15 protein-coding genes and 1 pseudogene are annotated in these 16,673 nt (G+C 72.7%); 8 read left to right on the forward strand and 8 right to left on the reverse strand.

The features are described from left to right. Positions 1-52 precede the first annotated feature (52 nt). Positions 53-643: a TetR/AcrR family transcriptional regulator gene (locus ACZ6KF_RS23455; RefSeq protein WP_469239903.1), complete on the forward strand. Its 591-nt coding sequence runs from the start codon at positions 53-55 to the stop codon at positions 641-643. A gap of 406 nt (positions 644-1,049) precedes the next feature. Here ACZ6KF_RS23455 and ACZ6KF_RS23460 read toward each other — a convergent pair whose 3' ends face one another. Both ACZ6KF_RS23460 and ACZ6KF_RS23465 read right to left on the reverse strand, forming a co-directional pair. Beyond that, the gene (locus ACZ6KF_RS23460) at positions 1,050-2,210 is read right to left on the reverse strand and encodes a polyprenyl synthetase family protein (protein WP_469239905.1); all 1,161 of its coding nucleotides are present in this window, start codon (positions 2,208-2,210) and stop codon (positions 1,050-1,052) included. A 110-nt stretch (positions 2,211-2,320) separates the two neighbouring features. Then, a complete protein-coding gene (locus ACZ6KF_RS23465; protein ID WP_469239907.1) occupies positions 2,321-3,727 on the reverse strand; it encodes a family 2B encapsulin nanocompartment shell protein in 1,407 nt (468 codons plus the stop codon). A 177-nt stretch (positions 3,728-3,904) separates the two neighbouring features. Between ACZ6KF_RS23465 and ACZ6KF_RS23470 the strand changes: the two genes are divergently transcribed. Then, positions 3,905-4,807, forward strand: a complete 903-nt coding sequence (locus tag ACZ6KF_RS23470; protein ID WP_469239909.1) for a 1-aminocyclopropane-1-carboxylate deaminase/D-cysteine desulfhydrase — start codon at positions 3,905-3,907, stop codon at positions 4,805-4,807. An 87-nt stretch (positions 4,808-4,894) separates the two neighbouring features. Here ACZ6KF_RS23470 and ACZ6KF_RS23475 read toward each other — a convergent pair whose 3' ends face one another. After that, a complete protein-coding gene (locus ACZ6KF_RS23475; RefSeq protein WP_469177276.1) occupies positions 4,895-6,493 on the reverse strand; it encodes a Na+/H+ antiporter in 1,599 nt (532 codons plus the stop codon). 60 nt (positions 6,494-6,553) lie between these two features. On the opposite strand from ACZ6KF_RS23475, the gene ACZ6KF_RS23480 reads away from it, so the two are divergent. The 3 genes from ACZ6KF_RS23480 to ACZ6KF_RS23490 all read left to right on the forward strand — a co-directional run bounded on the left by ACZ6KF_RS23480 (position 6,554) and on the right by ACZ6KF_RS23490 (position 8,701). Beyond that, positions 6,554-6,814 (forward strand): UBP-type zinc finger domain-containing protein, encoded by a 261-nt coding sequence (locus tag ACZ6KF_RS23480; RefSeq protein ID WP_356626536.1) that lies wholly within the window; start codon positions 6,554-6,556, stop codon positions 6,812-6,814. Between the two features lie 298 nt (positions 6,815-7,112). Then, the gene (locus ACZ6KF_RS23485; protein WP_351923228.1) at positions 7,113-7,526 is read left to right on the forward strand and encodes an ATP-binding protein; all 414 of its coding nucleotides are present in this window, start codon (positions 7,113-7,115) and stop codon (positions 7,524-7,526) included. Next, positions 7,523-8,701: an RNA polymerase sigma factor SigF gene (locus ACZ6KF_RS23490; protein WP_469157373.1), complete on the forward strand. Its 1,179-nt coding sequence runs from the start codon at positions 7,523-7,525 to the stop codon at positions 8,699-8,701. Before ACZ6KF_RS23485 ends, ACZ6KF_RS23490 begins: the two co-directional genes overlap by 4 nt. Positions 8,702-9,025: 324 nt before the next feature. On the opposite strand, the pseudogene ACZ6KF_RS23495 reads toward ACZ6KF_RS23490, so the two are convergent. Next, positions 9,026-9,463 (reverse strand): annotated as a pseudogene (locus tag ACZ6KF_RS23495) (hypothetical protein); the annotation flags it as partial. Between the two features lie 115 nt (positions 9,464-9,578). Here ACZ6KF_RS23495 and ACZ6KF_RS23500 point away from each other — a divergent pair. After that, positions 9,579-10,547, forward strand: coding sequence for a diacylglycerol/lipid kinase family protein (locus tag ACZ6KF_RS23500; RefSeq protein ID WP_469157374.1), 969 nt, complete (start codon positions 9,579-9,581; stop codon positions 10,545-10,547). Positions 10,548-10,865: 318 nt separating this feature from the next. Next, entirely contained in the window at positions 10,866-11,123 is a 258-nt protein-coding gene (locus tag ACZ6KF_RS23505; RefSeq protein WP_003992873.1) for a WhiB family transcriptional regulator, read from the forward strand. A 259-nt stretch (positions 11,124-11,382) separates the two neighbouring features. On the opposite strand, the gene ACZ6KF_RS23510 is transcribed toward ACZ6KF_RS23505, so the two are convergent. After that, positions 11,383-12,849, reverse strand: coding sequence for a sensor histidine kinase (locus ACZ6KF_RS23510; RefSeq protein WP_469157565.1), 1,467 nt, complete (start codon positions 12,847-12,849; stop codon positions 11,383-11,385). 686 nt (positions 12,850-13,535) lie between these two features. Between ACZ6KF_RS23510 and nagB the strand changes: the two genes are divergently transcribed. Further along, a complete protein-coding gene (gene nagB / locus ACZ6KF_RS23515) occupies positions 13,536-14,321 on the forward strand; it encodes a glucosamine-6-phosphate deaminase (RefSeq protein WP_356626531.1) in 786 nt (261 codons plus the stop codon). A 13-nt stretch (positions 14,322-14,334) separates the two neighbouring features. Here nagB and ACZ6KF_RS23520 read toward each other — a convergent pair whose 3' ends face one another. The 3 genes from ACZ6KF_RS23520 to ACZ6KF_RS23530 form a co-directional block, all read right to left on the reverse strand. After that, positions 14,335-14,865, reverse strand: coding sequence for a hypothetical protein (locus ACZ6KF_RS23520; RefSeq protein WP_356626530.1), 531 nt, complete (start codon positions 14,863-14,865; stop codon positions 14,335-14,337). Further along, positions 14,862-15,110 (reverse strand): helix-turn-helix transcriptional regulator, encoded by a 249-nt coding sequence (locus ACZ6KF_RS23525; protein ID WP_356626529.1) that lies wholly within the window; start codon positions 15,108-15,110, stop codon positions 14,862-14,864. Before ACZ6KF_RS23525 ends, ACZ6KF_RS23520 begins: the two co-directional genes overlap by 4 nt. Before the next feature lie 72 nt (positions 15,111-15,182). Then, positions 15,183-16,670, reverse strand: a complete 1,488-nt coding sequence (locus ACZ6KF_RS23530) for a glycoside hydrolase family 3 protein (RefSeq protein WP_469239911.1) — start codon at positions 16,668-16,670, stop codon at positions 15,183-15,185. Between the last annotated feature and the right edge of the window lie 3 nt (positions 16,671-16,673).

Below are 16,673 nucleotides of genomic sequence, written 5' to 3' on the forward strand. Positions count from 1 at the left end.
GGGTTTCACGCCGGCAGTGCTCGGCCGAGGAAAGTGGGAGAGGGGATTCCGCATGGCGGGTAATCCGGAGCGCCGGGCGGCGCTCGTCGACGCCGGGATCGAGGTGCTCGCACGGGAGGGGGCGCGAGGGCTGACCTTCCGCGCGGTGGACGCCGAGGCCGGGGTGCCCGTGGGCACGGCCTCCAACTACTTCGCCTCCCGCGACGACCTGCTGCGCCAGATCGACGGGCGGCTGCACCGGCGTCTCGCGCCCGACCCGGAGGTGCTCGGCGACCTGATGACGGCGCCGAGGGACCGCTCCCTCGTCGCCGCCCTCATGCACGACCTGATGTCCCGCGCGACCGGCGACCGCACGGGCTATCTGGCGCTGCTCGAACTGCGGCTGGAGGCGACCCGGCGTCCGGAGCTGCGCGCCTCGTACACCGAGTCGGTGCGCGGGGACCTGGAGTTCGGCATGCGCTTCCACCGCGAGGCCGGGCTGCCGGGCGGCGACGAGACCGTGGCCGTCCTCTATCTGGCGATGCTCGGCCTGTGGGTCGACCACTTGACGCTGCCGGGCGTGCTGGACGGGGTGCTGCCCGGCGTTTCGGTGCCGGAAGGGCTGGTGGAGCTGATCGTGGGGGCGGTGGTGCCCGAGGGGTAGGGGGCGGCGGCCGGGAGGTGGGGCGGTGGTTGCCCAGGTACGGGGAGGAGGGCTCCGCTTCGGGGGGGTGTGGGTGTCAGGTGCTGGGCTCGCGCCACATCGGCTACGTCGGAGCCGTCGGGCAACCGCAAGGGCTGCCCGGGAGTGCGAAGCCGCGGCGCTCATACAGGCGGCGGCTGCCCCTGTCCGCCGGCCGACGTCTGCGCACGGCGGTTGAGCCCGGCTGCCGACGGCTGACACGGGTGGAGGCGGGGGACGGGGCCCGCACACCGTGGGGATGTGCGGGACCCGTCGGGGCCGGAGCCGTCGGCGGGCGTGCGGGGTCAGGAACCGCACGGTCCCGGTGGCTCCGGGGTCTGTCGGGTGCTCTCGGCTCTCAGGTGCTGCGCCGGGTCACGAGCTGTGCTCAGGTGGTGCGCCGGGTCACGAACGCCGCCAGGGAGAGCAGGCCGGCCGCCCGCTCCGGGTCCGGGAGCGCCCGGGCCAGCTCCCGCGTCGCCCGCGCCATGTGCGTGGCCGCCCGCTCCTGCGCCCAGGTCAGTCCGCCCGCCCGCTCCACGGCGCGGATCGCGGGGTCCAGGTCGCCGCGGTCGTACGGGAGCGCGTACAGCTCGGCGAGTTCGGCCGCCGCCGGGGTGCCCGACGTGAGCGCCGCGACCACCGGGAGGGACTTCTTGCGGGCGGCCAGGTCCGCTCCGGCCGGCTTGCCGGTGCGCAGCGGGTCACCCCATATGCCCATGATGTCGTCGATGAGCTGGAAGGCCAGCCCGGCCTCCCGGCCGAACCCGTCCAGCGCCTCGACGTCCGCGGCCGGCGCCCCGGCGTAGAGGCCGCCGATCGCGCATGCGCACCCCAGCAGCGCCCCGGTCTTCGCCTCGGCCATGGCGAACACCTCGTCGAGGGCGACCTCCGTGGGCTGCCGCCGCTCCAGTGCCGTGTCGGCCTGCTGACCGGCGCACAGTTCGACGACGCAGTCCGCGATCCGGGCCGTCGCGGTCAGGGACGCCGGGTGCGGGTCGCGGGCCAGGATGCGCTGTGCCAGCGCGTGGAGCGCGTCTCCGGTGAGGACGGCGTCGGCGTCGCCGAACACCGTCCAGGCCGTGGGGCGGTGGCGACGGGTGGTGTCCCGGTCCATCAGGTCGTCGTGGAGCAGGGTGAAGTTGTGCACCACTTCCAACGCCGCGGCGGCCGGTACCGACGCCGCCTCGGCCTCTTCCCCGCCGAAGGCGCGGGCCGCGGCGAGGACGAGGGCGGGGCGTATCGCCTTGCCGGCGCCGCCCGGACCGCCCGCACGCCCCCGGGCGTCGTCCGCGGGCCCCGGGCCGCCCGGGCTGCCGTCCGCGGCGCCGCCGGTGTGCTCCCAGCCGAAATGGTGGAGCGCGACCCTGCGCAGCGGGGCGGGCAGCGACTCCAGGGCCGAGCGCAGCGCGGGATCGACGGCCGCCCGTGCCCGCGCCAGGAGCGTCCTCGCCTCGTGCCCGTCGGCCGGCCCCGGACCCGGACCGCCGTCCGGGTGCGGCGCTGCGACGGCGCCCGGGCCCGCGGGCGCCGTCAAGGAGTCGGTCATCGGATCGAGTTCTCCCCTCGGAGAGTCCCCGGACGGCGGCCGTCCCACCGGGCGCACACTCCGGAGGTCTACCCGTCTGAAGGGCCTGGGACACGCCGGCACGGGACGCGTCACCTCCAGCGGCCGATCTCGACGTTCTCCAGGACCCCGAGCGCGTCCGGGACGAGGACCGCGGCCGAGTAGTAGGCGGTCACCAGGTAGTTGATGATCGCCTGCTCGTTGATGCCCATGAAGCGCACCGACAGGCCCGGCTCGATCTCGTCCGGGATGCCGGACTGCCTCAGTCCGATGACGCCCTGGTCCTCCTCGCCGAGGCGCATGGCGATGACGGAGGTGGTGCGGGCCTCGGTGACGGGAATCTTGTTGCACGGGTAGATCGGGACGCCGCGCCAGGTGGGGATGCGGGTGCCGCCGACGTCGATCGTCTCCGGGACCAGTCCCCGCCGGTTCAGCTCCCGGCCGAACGCGGCGATCGCGCGCGGGTGGGCGAGCAGCAGCCCGGTCCCGCGCCGGCGGCTGAGCAGTTCGTCCATGTCGTCGGGGCCCGGCACGCCGTCGTGCGGCTGAATGCGCTGGTCGTACTCGCAGTTGCGCAGGAGACCGAAGTCGCGGTTGTTGACCAGCTCGTGTTCCTGGCGTTCCCTCAACGCCTCGACGGTGAGCCGAAGTTGCTGTTCGGTCTGGTCCATGGGCTGGTTGTAGAGGTCGGCCACGCGCGTGTGGATGCGCAGCACGGTCTGGGCGATGCTCAGTTCGTACTCGCGCGGCCGGGCCTCGTAGTCGACGAAGGTGTGCGGGATCCGCGGCTCGCCGGTGTGGCCCGCGGCGAGGTCGATCTCCTTCTCGCCGTACGGGTTGGTGCGCTGGGCGGGGATGGACCGCTGCCGCCGCAGGTGCGCGCGCAGCGAGTCTGAGCGCGCCGCGACCCGCTCGACCTCCTGCCGGCTCAGCACCAGGACCGTGCAGGGGGTGACCGCCCGCACGGTGTACTCCCAGATGGCGCCCGGGTCGAGCAGGGCCTGCTCGCCGAGGTAGGCGCCGTCGGCGAGGACGCCGAGGCTCTCGTCCTCGCCGTAGGGCCCCGTGCCGATCTTCTCGACGCGGCCGTGGGCCAGCAGGTACACCTCGTCGGCCCGGCTGCCGAAGCCGGTGATCACCTCCCCGGGGGCGATCTCGCGCTGTTCGCAGCGCCGGGCCAGTTCGGTCAGCACGTCGTCGTCCGCGTACGCGCGCAGCGCGGGCAGCTCGGCCAGTTCGGCGGGGACGACCTCGACGCGGTCGCCGGTCTTGACGAAGGTGACGCGTCCGTCGCCCACGGCGTACGTCAGTCGTCGGTTCACCCGGTACGTGCCGCCCTGCACCTCCACCCAGGGCAGCATGCGCAGCAGCCAGCGGGAGCTGATCTCCTGCATCTGGGGTACGGACTTGGTGGTCGTGGCCAGGTTCCGTGCGGCCGCCGTGCCAAGGCTCTGCTGCGGCCCGTCCTGCTCCGCGCGGACCTCTTCGCCTACCGACATAAGGAATTGCCCTCCCGTCATGCCCTGGCGGCGGTCTGCCGCCGGGCATCGATCTCACGGGCAACCCTTCCATCACCCAGTGTGTTCGTTCCATTACCCGAAAGAGCGGGAATGGATCATTGCGGGCTGGGCATGCCCGCGAAACCGCCGCCTCCGGCCGTGACCGACAATGGAGCCGTGACCGGCCCCGACGCCCTCGCCGCCCTGGGTCCCCGGCTGCCCTCGCCGGTCCTGGAGGTGCGCGACGAACGGTTCGACCGGCGCGGGATCCGGCTGCTCCTCAAGCGCGACGACCTGATCCACCCCGACCTCGTCGGCAACAAGTGGCGCAAGCTGGCTCCCAACCTCGCCGCGGCCGACGGTCGTCCGGTGCTGACCTTCGGCGGCGCCTACTCCAACCACCTGCGGGCCACCGCCGCGGCGGGCCGCCTCCTGGGCCTGCCCACGATCGGTGTGGTGCGCGGCGACGAACTGGCCGGCCGGCCGCTCAACCCCTCTCTCGCTCGGTGCGCGGCCGACGGAATGCGCCTGCATTTCGTCGACAGATCGACGTATCGATGCAAGACCGAGCCGGACACGCTCGCGTCGGTGCTGCGCGCGGCCTCCGCCGAGGACGCCCTCGTCCTGCCCGAGGGCGGCAGCAACGCGTCCGCCGTGCGCGGCTGCCGGGCCCTCGGCGAGGAGCTGCGCCCGCTCGCCGACGTCGTCGCGGTCGCCTGCGGCACCGGCGGCACGCTGGCGGGCCTTGCAGCGGGCCTCGCACCCGACCGGAGGGCCCTCGGCATACCGGTCCTCAAGGGCGGCTTCCTCACCGACGGCATCAGGGCCCTCCAGCAGCGGGCCTTCGGCGGGCCGCGCGGCGACTGGCGCCTCGACGGCCGCTTCCACTTCGGCGGCTACGCCCGCACCACCCCCGAACTGCACGTCTTCGCCGACGACTTCGAGCAGCGCCACGGCGTGCCCGTCGAACGTCTCTATGTCGCCAAAATGCTGTACGCGCTGGCCGTCCTGGCCGAGGAAGGCGCCTTCGCCCGCGGGACGACGGTCGCGGCCGTCGTCACCGGCCGCCCGTTTCCCTGAGCACACCGCTTCCGCCCGCACGCGGCGCGCTGCTCCCCGCCCGCGCGCCGCCTTCCCGACGCCGCCGATGGTCCCGGGCGCTCCGCTTCACGTCGTCGTCTCCCGGTACGCCGCCGCCTCCTCCAGGTCGAGCCTGCGCAGCAGGGAGCGGAGCATCTCGTCGTCGATGTGTCGCAGGTCGCGCAGCTTGACGAAGACCTCGCGCTCGGCGCCGATCATCTCGCGCGCGAGCCGGCGGTAGGTGTCGTCGGCGGTCTCGCCCGTTACGGGATTGGCCTGGCCGAGACGTTCCCAGACGGCGTTGCGGCGGCGTTCCAGAACCGAGCGCAGCCGGTCGGCGAGGGGCTCGGGCAGGGCGTTGCGCTCGTCGGCGAGGAGGGCGTCGAGGCGCTGCTCTGCGGCGCGGGAGGCCTGCGCCTGGGCGTTGGCCTCGGCGAGGGTCTCGGCCTGCCGGTCCCGGCCGGGCAGTTCGAGCAGCCGGATCAGCGGCGGCAGCGTCAGTCCCTGGACGACGAGCGTGCCGATGACGGTCGTGAAGGTGAGGAACAGGATCAGGTTGCGGCCGGGGAAGGGCTCGCCGCCGTGGACGGTCACGGGGATGGAGAACGCGATCGCGAGCGACACCACGCCCCGCATCCCCGCCCACGAGATGACGAACGCGCCCTTCCATGTGGGGTTCTCCTCCCTCTCGCGGATGCGCGCCGACAGCATCCGGGGCAGGAAGGTCCCCGGGAACACCCACACGAACCGGGCCACGACGACCACCAGGAACAGCGCCACCGCGTACCAGGCGGCGTCCAGGCCCTCGTACTCCCCGAGCCCCTTGAGGACCACCGGCAGTTGCAGTCCGATCAGCGCGAACACCGCCGACTCCAGGACGAACGCGACCATCTTCCACACCGCCTCCTCCTGGAGGCGGGTCGCGAAGTCGACCTCCCACGCGCGGTGCCCGAGATAGAGGGCGACGACGACCACCGCGAGGACGCCGGAGGCGTGGAACTGCTCGGCGACGCCGTAGGCGACGAACGGGATCAGCAGGGAAAGGGTGTTCTGGAACAGCGCCTCCTTCACATGGGTGCGCAGCCAGTGCAGCGGGATCATCAGGACCAGCCCGACGCCCACACCGCCGATCGCCGCCAGCAGGAACTCGCCGATCCCGTCGGCCCAGGTGGCGCCCTCGCCGACGGCCGCCGCGAGGGCCACGCGGTAGGCGGTGATGGCGGTGGCGTCGTTCACCAGGGACTCGCCCTGGAGGATCGTGGTGATCCTCGACGGCAGGCCGACGCGGCGGGCGATCGCCGTCGCCGCGACCGCGTCCGGCGGGGCCACCACCGCGCCCAGCACGAGGGCGGCGGTCAGCGGCAGCCCCGGCACGAGCAGATAGGCCGCCCAGCCGACGGCGAAGGTCGCGAACAGCACGTACCCGACGGACAACAGCGCCACGGGCCGCAGTTGGGCCCGCAGATCGAGGTAGGAGCTGTCGACGGCGGCCGTGTGCAGCAGCGGCGGCAGCAGCAGGGGCAGCACGATGTGCGGGTCGAGCTCGTAGCCGGGGACGCCGGGGATGTACGAGACCACCAGTCCGGCCGCCACCAGCAGCAGCGGCGCGGGCACCGGGGTGCGCCGGCCCGCCGCGGCGATCGCCGCACTGCCCGCCACCAGCAGCAGCAGTGGCATCACGTCCATGATCTCGCCCGCCCTCGTATTCCGCGCGGCACCGCGCGCAGCCGTCGTAACCTGGCAATCATGAAACAGTGCACGCACGCCGACGCGCTGCCGCACCCGGAACCCGCTCCGCTCACCGACACCTGCCCGGAGTGCCTGGCCTCGGGCATGCATCCGGTGCAGTTGCGGCTCTGCCTCTCCTGCGGTCACGTCGGCTGCTGCGACTCCTCGCCGGGCCGGCACGCGACGGAACACCACAAGGAGTCCGGCCACCCGGTGATGCGGACGTTCGAACCGGGGGAGAATTGGCGTTGGTGCTTCGTCGATCACGTGCTCGTGTGAGCGGTCCGGTGTGAGTAGGGTGCGAGTCCGTCCCCTGCGGCCGGTATGCGGCACCGATCCGACGGTTCGCGCGTCTGACGTGTGGGTACGTCAATGCGGCGCGCGCTGTTCCCAATTGGGGCCGCCCACCCTCTAGCCACTGTGCGTATTCATGTGTTTACTATGAGTGACAGCAGGGGTTGGGGTCCCGGGGACAGGAATGTCGAGAGCGCGGTAGCGTCACCGCTGCACCACACGCGCGTTACCCCCGGGGGGCGACCCTCGGCCCTGTAGAGCTTGTACCACCTTGGAGGTGAGGGTGTCCCAGATCGCAGGCGAGCCCGCGACCCAGGACTTCGTGGAAGTCCGGCTGCCGGCCGCGGGTGCCTACCTGTCGGTGCTGCGGACGGCCACGGCCGGCCTCGCGGCCCGTTTGGACTTCACCCTCGACGAGATCGAGGACCTGCGCATCGCGGTGGACGAGGCCTGCGCGATCCTGCTGCAGCAGGCCGTGCCCGGCTCGGTGCTCAGCTGTGTCTTCCGGCTCGTCGACGACTCCCTGGAGGTCACCGTCTCGGCGCCGACCACAGACGGCCACGCGCCCTCGCGGGACACCTTCGCCTGGACCGTCCTGTCCGCCCTCGCGGGCAAGGTCTCCTCCGCCGTGGACGACGACAGAACCGTTTCGATCAGCCTCTACAAACAGCGCGGCGCGGGACCCGGGCCGGCGTGAGGGACGGGGACGGGCCGGTGCGGGACGAAGAGCGCGACACACGGGAGCTGCCTGCCGAGGACACCGGCGGCGCGGGCGGTGCGAGCGGTTTCCGGCGCATGGTGGACGGCATCGACGGCATCCCCGAGCAGGCCCGGCCGCATCCGGAGGACGACGCCGACGACACCGCGAGGGCCGGTCTCCCGGGCGACGGGCCCCTGGATCGGGAAGGCGCCGCGCGGGGCGCGTCCGACGAGGAGCGGCGGATCGGGGGCACCCCTGTCCGGGCCGAGACGAGGCCCTGGGGAAGGGCGACGGGCGGGACGATGAGCGAGCACGAGCGATACTCCGAGGACGAGGCGCCGGCCGCGCCGAGCGCGCAGGCGGTCACCCAGGTCACCCAGCCCGTCACCCAGACCTCACCGGCCGCGCATCCCGCTCCCCAGGACCGCAGCGGAGCGCGCGCCATGTTCGTCGAGCTGCGCTCGCTCCCGGCCGGCAGTCCGGAGTACGCCGAGCTGCGCAACCAGCTGGTCCGGATGCACCTGCCGCTCGTCGAGCACCTCGCCCGCCGGTTCCGCAACCGGGGCGAGCCGCTGGACGACCTCACCCAGGTCGCCACCATCGGGCTGATCAAGTCGGTGGACCGGTTCGACCCGGACCGCGGCGTGGAGTTCTCGACGTACGCCACCCCGACGGTCGTCGGTGAGATCAAGCGGCACTTCCGCGACAAGGGCTGGGCGGTGCGCGTCCCGCGCCGGCTCCAGGAGCTGCGCCTGTCGCTGACCACGGCGACGGCCGAGCTGTCCCAGCTGCACGGCCGTTCCCCCACGGTCCACGAGCTCGCCGAGAAGCTGGCCATCTCGGAGGAGGAGGTCCTGGAGGGCCTGGAGTCGGCCAATGCCTACTCCACGCTGTCCCTGGACGTCCCCGACACCGACGACGAGTCCCCGGCGGTCGCCGACACCCTCGGCGCGGAGGACGAGGCGCTGGAGGGCGTGGAGTACCGGGAGTCGCTCAAGCCGCTGCTGGAGGACCTCCCGCCGCGCGAGAAGCGGATCCTGCTGCTGCGCTTCTTCGGCAACATGACGCAGTCGCAGATCGCGCAGGAGGTCGGCATCTCCCAGATGCACGTCTCCCGCCTGCTGGCCCGCACGCTGGCCCAGCTCCGGGAGAAGCTGCTGGTGGAGGAGTAGGCCGGGACGACGTCCGGGTCCGCCGCCCGGGCAGCCTCCAGGTCCGCCTCCCCGAGCCGCGGCCGGCCGGCGCGCCCTACCGGCGCCTCCAACCCGGCCGCCCGCACCCGCGTCCACGCCCGACCGCGCCGGGCGTCCGCGCCGGGCGTCCCTCTACTACCGGGACCGCTTCTTACGCTGCTGCTTCCCGCCTGGCCTGCCGGTGTTCCCGGCGGGCCCGCCGCTCTTCGGGCCGGAAGCGCCGGAACCACCGGCTGCGCCGGATCCGCCAACCCCGCCGGAAGCACCGGCCCCTCCGCGTGCCTCCGTCGCGGGCGGCTGGGCCGCCTCGCCCGGGCCTCGGATGCCGAGGGCCCGGTTCGTCTCGGGGTTGACCAGGAGCAGCAGGCCCGCGACGGCCACGGCCGCCAGGGCGATTCCCGCGGGGATGGCGATGCTGTCGGCCTGGAGGAGGTTGTAGGCGACGGGCAGCGCGATGATCTGCATGAAGACCGCCGGGCCCCGGCTCCAGCGGCGTCGGCGCAGCAGCCCGCGGGCGGCGAGCAGCGGCAGCAGCGCCAGCACGAGCAGGGTGAGGCCCCCGGTCACGGCCTGCTGCCGGTTGTCCGCGCCGTCCGTCAGACCGAGCACGGCGATCCAAACGCCGCCGACCAGCAGGACGAGCCCTTCGAGCGCGACCAGCGCGGCGGCCGCGGTCAGCCGCACGGGACGGGGGCCCGCCTCTTCGGCGGCTTCGGGGCTGGGGTTGGCTTGAGAGCTCACGCCAGAAGGGTAGCCGTCGCGCCCCGGCCGCCCGTGTCGAGGTTCACGGCCCGATCCGGCCCCGAACCCCGGTCCGGCCTGTGCCCGGTACCACCCAGTAGGTACCCTGCCAGTCATGCGTGCACTTCTCGTGGTCAATCCGGCGGCAACCACTACGAGCGCACGTACGCGCGACGTCCTGATCCACGCCCTCGCCAGCGAGATGAAGCTGGAGGCGGTCACCACCGAGTACCGGGGGCACGCGCGTGACCTCGGCCGGCAGGCGGCGGAGAGCGACGAGATCGACCTGGTCGTGGCCCTCGGCGGTGACGGCACCGTCAACGAGGTCGTGAACGGACTGCTGCACGCCGGACCCGACCCGGACCGCCTCCCCGGCCTCGCCGTGGTCCCCGGCGGCTCCACCAACGTCTTCGCCCGCGCGCTGGGCCTGCCGAACGACGCCGTGGAGGCCACCGGCGCGCTGCTGGACGCGCTGCGCGAGGGTCGCGAGCGTACGGTCGGCCTCGGCCTGACCTCCGGCACGCCGGGCACCGAGGACGAGGCCGTGCCGTCGCGGTGGTTCACCTTCAACGCGGGGCTCGGCTTCGACGCCGGCGTGGTCGGCCGGGTCGAGCAGCAGCGCGAGCGCGGGAAGAAGTCGACGCACGCCCTGTATGTGCGCCAGGTGCTGCGCCAGTTGCTGGGCGAGCCGAGCCGGCGGCAGGGCCTGATCACTTTGGAACGCGCGGGTGAAGACCCGGTGACGAATCTCCTGCTGTGCATAGCGTCGAACACGGCTCCGTGGACCTTCCTCGGCAACCGGCCGATGTACGCCTCGCCCAAGGCGTCGTTCGACACGGGGCTGGACGTGTTCGGTCTCAGCCGGATGTCGACGGCCTCGGTTGCCCGGTATGGGACGCAGTTGCTCACTTCGTCCCCCGAGCGCGGACCCCATGGCAAGCACGCGGTCTCCCTGCACGACCTGACCGACTTCACCTTGCATTCGAAGGCGCCGCTGCCCCTTCAGATGGACGGCGACCACCTGGGACTGCGCACCAGCGTGACGTTCACAGGCGTACGCCGTGCACTGCGTGTGATTGTGTGAGCGGAAAACGCCAAAGTCCTTTCACTCGAACGTTTAGGCCAGGATCCACCCCATGGAAGTACGGCTGTGACCTAGTCGACACCGAGGAATCAAAAAAAACTTTTCGGAAGGGGTTGTATCCGCCGCCGAGGTTTGCGAGTCTCTACATGGCGATCGGGACGGCCCGCAACACCGGCCTCCAGAGATCACCGGAACCCCTCACAAACCACGGACCACGCCGGGAAGATCCGGCGGGCGGCCCTTCACTTGTTGAGGGATTCGTGAAAGCGTTCACATTCACAAGCACTAGCACGTAATACCCAAGGAGAGGTAGCAGCCATGGACTGGCGTCACAACGCCGTTTGCCGCGAGGAAGACCCCGAGCTCTTCTTCCCCATCGGCAACACCGGTCCTGCGCTGCTGCAGATCGAGGAAGCCAAGGCCGTCTGCCGCCGCTGCCCGGTGATCGAGCAGTGTCTGCAGTGGGCGCTCGAGTCCGGTCAGGACTCCGGCGTCTGGGGTGGTCTCAGCGAGGACGAGCGCCGTGCGATGAAGCGCCGCGCCGCCCGCAACCGGGCCCGTCAGGCCTCCGCCTGACACAAGCCACCCCGCTGACAGCCTGAGCTTGGCGGCGCGTACAGCGAGTACGCACTCCCCCGCCTCCGAGTCGCAGCGCGCAGTACCCTGATTGCGCTTACGCTTCAACGAGCACGGCGAGCACTGGCCTCGGACCGACAAGGTCCGGGGCTTTTTGCTGTGCCGGCACTTCCGTACCGGCGCTTCCGGCGCGCCCCACGTCTCCGGGCGTCACCGGCGCCGGAAACCACCGGCCTGCCGGACCACCGGCGTGCGCGGCTCACTTCTGCGGGCGCACCGGGATGTCCAGGACGACCTGCGTGCCCCGCTCCGGCGCCGGGACCATGTCGAACGTGCCGCCCAACTCGCCCTCCACCAGCGTCCGTACGATCTGCAGGCCCAGGTTGCCGGAGGTGTGCGGGTCGAAGCCCTCGGGCAGGCCGACGCCGTCGTCCTGGACGGTGACCAGCAGACGGGCCTCCTTGGTGGTGCCGCCGCGGACGGCCGAGACCTCGACGGTGCCGGTGTCGCCCTCGCGGAAGCCGTGCTCCAGCGCGTTCTGCAGCACCTCGGTGAGGACCATCGACAGCGGGGTGGCGACCTCGGCGTCCAGGATGCCGAAGCGGCCGGTGCGCCGGCCGGTCACCTTGCCGGGGGAGATCTCGGCGACCATCGCCAGGACGCGGTCGGCGATCTCGTCGAACTCCACGCGCTCGTCCAGGTTCTGGGAGAGCGTCTCGTGCACGATGGCGATGGAGCCGACGCGGCGGACCGCCTCCTCCAGGGCCGCCCGGCCGCGTTCGGACTCGATGCGGCGGGCCTGGAGGCGCAGCAGGGCGGCGACGGTCTGGAGGTTGTTCTTCACCCGGTGGTGGATCTCCCGGATGGTGGCGTCCTTGGTGATCAACTCCCGTTCGCGCCGCCGCAGTTCCGTGACGTCGCGCAGGAGCACCAGCGAACCGATGCGGGTGCCCTTGGGTTTGAGGGGGATCGCCCGGACCTGGATCACGCCCTCGGAGGACTCGATCTCGAACTCGCGCGGGGCCCAGCCGCTGGCCACCTTGGCCAGCGCCTCGTCCACCGGACCGCGGGAGGGGGCGAGTTCGGCGGTCGTACGGCCGAGGTGGTGGCCGACGAGGTCGGCGGCGAGGCCGAGGCGGTGGTAGGCGGAGAGGGCGTTCGGGGAGGCGTACTGGACGATGCCGTCCGCGTCGAGCCGGATCAGGCCGTCGCCGACGCGGGGCGAGGCGTCCATGTCGACCTGCTGGTTGGCGAAGGGGAAGGCGCCGGCCGCGATCATCTGGGCGAGGTCGGAGGCGCTCTGGAGGTAGGTCAGCTCCAGGCGGCTCGGGGTGCGTACGGTGAGCAGGTTGGTGTTGCGGGCGATGACGCCGAGGACGCGGCCCTCGCGCCGGACCGGGATGGACTCGACGCGGACGGGGACCTCCTCGCGCCACTCCGGGTCGCCCTCGCGCACGATCCTGCCCTCGTCGAGCGCGGCGTCCAGCATGGGGCGGCGGCCGCGCGGGACGAGGTGGCCGACCATGTCGTCCTGGTAGGAGGTGGGGCCGGTGTTGGGCCGCATCTGGGCGACGGAGACGTAGCGGGTGCCGTCGCGGGTGGGGACCCACAGGACCAGGTCGGCGAAGGAGAGGTCGGAGAGCAGCTGCCACTCCGAGACCAGCAGATGGAGCCACTCGAGGTCGGAGTCGTCGAGGGCGGTGTGCTGGCGGACCAGTTCGTTCATGGAGGGCACGTCTGTGAGCGTACCCGTGCGGTTGTACGACGCTGAACCGTACGGCCCGGGAGACACCCGCGGGCCGCGGCGCCTGGGAGGGACCCTCAACCCTCCCGGCACCGCAGCCCGGAGCAATCATCGGCCGTGGGGTGTGCGGTCCCGATCGGCCGAAGGATGAGGAGCCGGGGCAGTCAGGGCAGAGAGCTCCGGTTCCTCGGTCCGCCTTCCTGTGCGGGGAAGACGGAGGCTGTGCGTCCCGCTGCGATTCCCTACGATTGTGGACTAGACCAGTGTCCGTGTCCATGCGCCGGGAGCCGCTTGTTGCCGGGGCCGTGCGTCGGAGGCTGTGCGGTTGTTCGCGCTTGGAAGCGTAACCCGGCCGGGTGGCCAGCGGGGCCACTTGGCGAGGGGAATTTTGCTCGCGATCCCCACTTCTTCCGGACGCTCCCGAGCCCACGCCCGCAATGTCCGATCGACGCCGCTCACCTGATCGAAGCCCTGCTCAGAGGGGGTGCGCACGGGTCGGTCGTATACAGCCGGCGGACAGTTCGAGGGGCCCACGCGGCAGGTCCGGACGGCCGCCCCGCTCCCCCGCTCCGACCCCTGCTCTCCGCAGCCCCGTTCTGTTAGATTGGTCTAAACCACACGCCCCCTTTCGGGTGCCCCGAGCCCTCTCTCAGATCGGTAGGACCAGCGTGGAAGTTGTCATCGTCCCGGACGCCGAGGCCGGCGGCGAGCTGATTGCCGAGGCCATGGCGCAGCTGATCCGGCGCAAGCCCGACGCCCTGCTCGGTGTGGCCACGGGGTCGACGCCGCTGCCCGTCTACCGGGCGCTGGAGGCCAGGGTGCGGTCCGGCGCCGTGGACCCCGCGCGCGTGCGGGTGGCGCAGCTGGACGAGTACGTGGGGCTGCCGGCCGAGCACCCGGAGTCGTACCGCTCGGTGCTGCGGCGCGAGGTGCTGGAGCCCCTCGGCATCGGGACGGAGGCGTTCCTCGGGCCGGACGGCACCGCCGAGGACGTCGCGGCGGCCTGCGCGGCGTACGACCGCGCGCTCGCGGAGGCCGGCGGGGTGGATCTCCAGCTGCTCGGGATCGGGACCGACGGGCACATCGGGTTCAACGAGCCCTGCTCGTCGCTCGCCTCGCGCACCCGGATCAAGACGCTCACGGAGCAGACCCGCGTCGACAACGCCCGCTTCTTCGACGGTGACATCGACCAGGTCCCGCACCACGTCATCACCCAGGGCATCGGCACCATCCTGGAGGCGCGGCACCTCGTGCTGCTGGCCACCGGCGAGGGCAAGGCCGACGCGGTCGCCGCGACCGTGGAGGGACCGGTCGCCGCGGTGTGCCCGGCCTCGGCGCTCCAGCTCCACCCGCACGCGACGGTCGTCGTCGACGAGGCCGCCGCCTCGAAGCTGAAGCTCGCCGACTACTTCCGGCAGACGTACGCGAACAAGCCGGCCTGGCAGGGCATCTGAGCCGGCCGGCGGCTCACGCGCCGGCGATCTCGTCCTCCGCGGGCTCGTCCCGGGCCGTGAGGCCGGCCACCCACAGCGGCATCAGCCAGTGGACCACCAGGACGGCGACGAGGACGGGCGCGGCGTAGGCCCTGGGGGCGTGGCCGTCGATCGCGCCCGCGGTCAGCAAGGCGGCCACGGCCACCAGGAGGAGCAGCATCGTCACCCGGTGGGCGCGGGCCAGGACTCGGCGGCGCTCGGCGGCCTGCCGCTCGTCGAGGATGCGCTCGCGCAGTTCCAGCAGGCCGCGCGTGGCGCTGTTGATGATTCCCGTCGCGACCATCCAGGGCAGCAGGAGCAGCCCCGCCGCGACGAGGGCCCACACCGGCTCGCCCGGCGCGAGGAAGAGGTGGACGAGCAGCGCCCCGATGGCCGCGGTGAGCACGGCGTGGACGGCGACGACCAGGCGCCGGCGGGTTGCCGTGGCGTGGATCCGCCGCCCTCGGGGGTTGTTCATCAGCCGCAGCATGGTGCGGTCGTAGCCGGTCAGGCGCGTGGTCGTCATCGCTGGTTCCTCCCGTAGACCTCGTCCGTGAGCGGCGGGAACGGTTCGAGGGAGAACAGCGCCTCGACCGGCAGGGAGAAGAACCTCGCGATCCTCAGCGCCAGGTCGAGGCTGGGGTTGTACTGGCCCCGCTCGATGTAGCCGATGGTCTGGTAGTGGGCGCCCACCGCCTCGGCCAGGCTCTGGCGCGACACCTTCCGTTCCGCGCGCACCATCGCCAACCTGTTGTGCACCTGCTCACTCATGTATAAGAAGTACTACATGTGTGAGCAGGTGTGCAACGTGCTGCCCGGGTGAACGGGGGGAGGGGTCGGCCGTCAGGCTCCCGCGATGACCTCTGCCGCCGCCCGGCCGCAGACCTCGGCCGCGCCGTGGGTGGCAATGTGCAGGGCGCCGCGCGGCGGGGCCTGGGGGACGCCCATCTCGACCACGATCGTGTCGGGGCGGGCCGCCAGCAGGGCGTCGAGGGCGTCGGCCATCCAGGGATGGCGGTGTTCGTCGCGGACGACCGCCACGATCCGGCGGGCGCCCGCCTCCGCGAGGGCCCCGGTCGCCGCGTCCGCGCCGGAGAAGGCGCCGGCCCCGGTGCCGGGCAGCAGCGCGGCCAGCGCCGCTCCCAGGCCCCACGGCGTCTCGTCGCCGACGGCGATGTTCGCGACCGGCGTCAGCGCGGCGACGTACGGCGCGGCGGTGAGCGGCGTGAAGCCGTCCGCGCCGGAGACGCGCAGGGCGCGGCGGGCGGCGCGCAGGCCGACCTCGGTGTCGGCGGTCGGGCCCGCGGCGGCGGCCGAGGAGGTCGCCGTCCAACGGGCCAGGTCGCGCACCCGCTGGGCCGCGTCGGCCAGCCGTTCCTCGGGCAGCTCGCCGGAGCGCACCGCGGTGACCAGGGCGTCGCGCAGTCGCCGTACCGTCTCGTCGTCCGCGAGCCCGCCGCCCACGCAGATGGCGTCGGCGCCGGCCGCGACCGCGAGGACGCTGCCCCGCTCGATGCCGTAGGTGCCGGCGATGGCCTGCATCTCCATGCCGTCGGTGACGATCAGGCCGTCGTAGCCGAGTTCGCCGCGCAGCAGGTCGGTCAGGATGCGCCGGGACAGGGTCGCCGGGCGGTCCGGGTCGAGGGCGGGGACGAGGATGTGGGCGCTCATCACGGCCCGGGTGCCGGCGGCGATGGCCGCGCGGAAGGGGGCCAGCTCGCGCTCCCCCAGCACCGCCGGGTCCACGTCGATGCGCGGCAGCGCGTGGTGGGAGTCCACGGCCGTGTCGCCGTGGCCGGGGAAGTGCTTGGTGCAGGCCGCCACGCCCGCGGACTGCAGACCGGTGACGTACGCGGCGGTGTGCCGGGCGACCAGGGCGGGGTCGGCGCCGAAGGAGCGCACGCCGATCACCGGGTTGTCCGGGTTGGAGTTGACGTCGGCGTCGGGGGCCCAGTTGAAGTTGACCCCGCAGGCGGCCAGCCGGCGGCCCAGTTCGGCGGCCACCGCGCGGGTCAGCTCGACGTCGTCCACGGCGCCGAGCGCGTGGTTGCCGGGGAAGGAGGAGCCGGTGCGCACCTCCAGGCGGGTGACGTCGCCGCCCTCCTCGTCGATCGCGACCAGCACGTCGTCCCGCTCGGCGCGCAGCTGCGCAGTGAGCGCGGCGAGCTGCTCGGGAGTGGCGATGTTGCGGCCGAACAGGCCGACGGAGGCGAGGCCCTCGCCGAGCCGGCGCAGCACCCAGTCGGGCGCGGTGGTGCCGGTGAAGCCGGGCTGCAGGACCGTCAGCGCGTCCCGTGTGAGGGTGTCGGTGTCGCTGGCGAATGTCGTCATCGC

It is taken from the genome of Streptomyces sp. NPDC046379 (assembly GCF_055587785.1).

What these genes read in the sequence shown, in the direction of transcription:
- ACZ6KF_RS23455 (WP_469239903.1), top strand. Translation starts at nt 53, where the DNA reads ATGGCGGGTAATCCGGAGCGCCGGGCGGCGCTCGTCGACGCCGGGATC.
- ACZ6KF_RS23460 (WP_469239905.1), bottom strand. Translation starts at nt 2,210, where the DNA reads ATGACCGACTCCTTGACGGCGCCCGCGGGCCCGGGCGCCGTCGCAGCG.
- ACZ6KF_RS23465 (WP_469239907.1), bottom strand. Translation starts at nt 3,727, where the DNA reads ATGTCGGTAGGCGAAGAGGTCCGCGCGGAGCAGGACGGGCCGCAGCAG.
- ACZ6KF_RS23475 (WP_469177276.1), bottom strand. Translation starts at nt 6,493, where the DNA reads ATGGACGTGATGCCACTGCTGCTGCTGGTGGCGGGCAGTGCGGCGATC.
- ACZ6KF_RS23480 (WP_356626536.1), top strand. Translation starts at nt 6,554, where the DNA reads ATGAAACAGTGCACGCACGCCGACGCGCTGCCGCACCCGGAACCCGCT.
- ACZ6KF_RS23500 (WP_469157374.1), top strand. Translation starts at nt 9,579, where the DNA reads ATGCGTGCACTTCTCGTGGTCAATCCGGCGGCAACCACTACGAGCGCA.
- ACZ6KF_RS23505 (WP_003992873.1), top strand. Translation starts at nt 10,866, where the DNA reads ATGGACTGGCGTCACAACGCCGTTTGCCGCGAGGAAGACCCCGAGCTC.
- ACZ6KF_RS23510 (WP_469157565.1), bottom strand. Translation starts at nt 12,849, where the DNA reads ATGAACGAACTGGTCCGCCAGCACACCGCCCTCGACGACTCCGACCTC.
- ACZ6KF_RS23520 (WP_356626530.1), bottom strand. Translation starts at nt 14,865, where the DNA reads ATGACGACCACGCGCCTGACCGGCTACGACCGCACCATGCTGCGGCTG.
- ACZ6KF_RS23525 (WP_356626529.1), bottom strand. Translation starts at nt 15,110, where the DNA reads ATGAGTGAGCAGGTGCACAACAGGTTGGCGATGGTGCGCGCGGAACGG.
- ACZ6KF_RS23530 (WP_469239911.1), bottom strand. Translation starts at nt 16,670, where the DNA reads ATGACGACATTCGCCAGCGACACCGACACCCTCACACGGGACGCGCTG.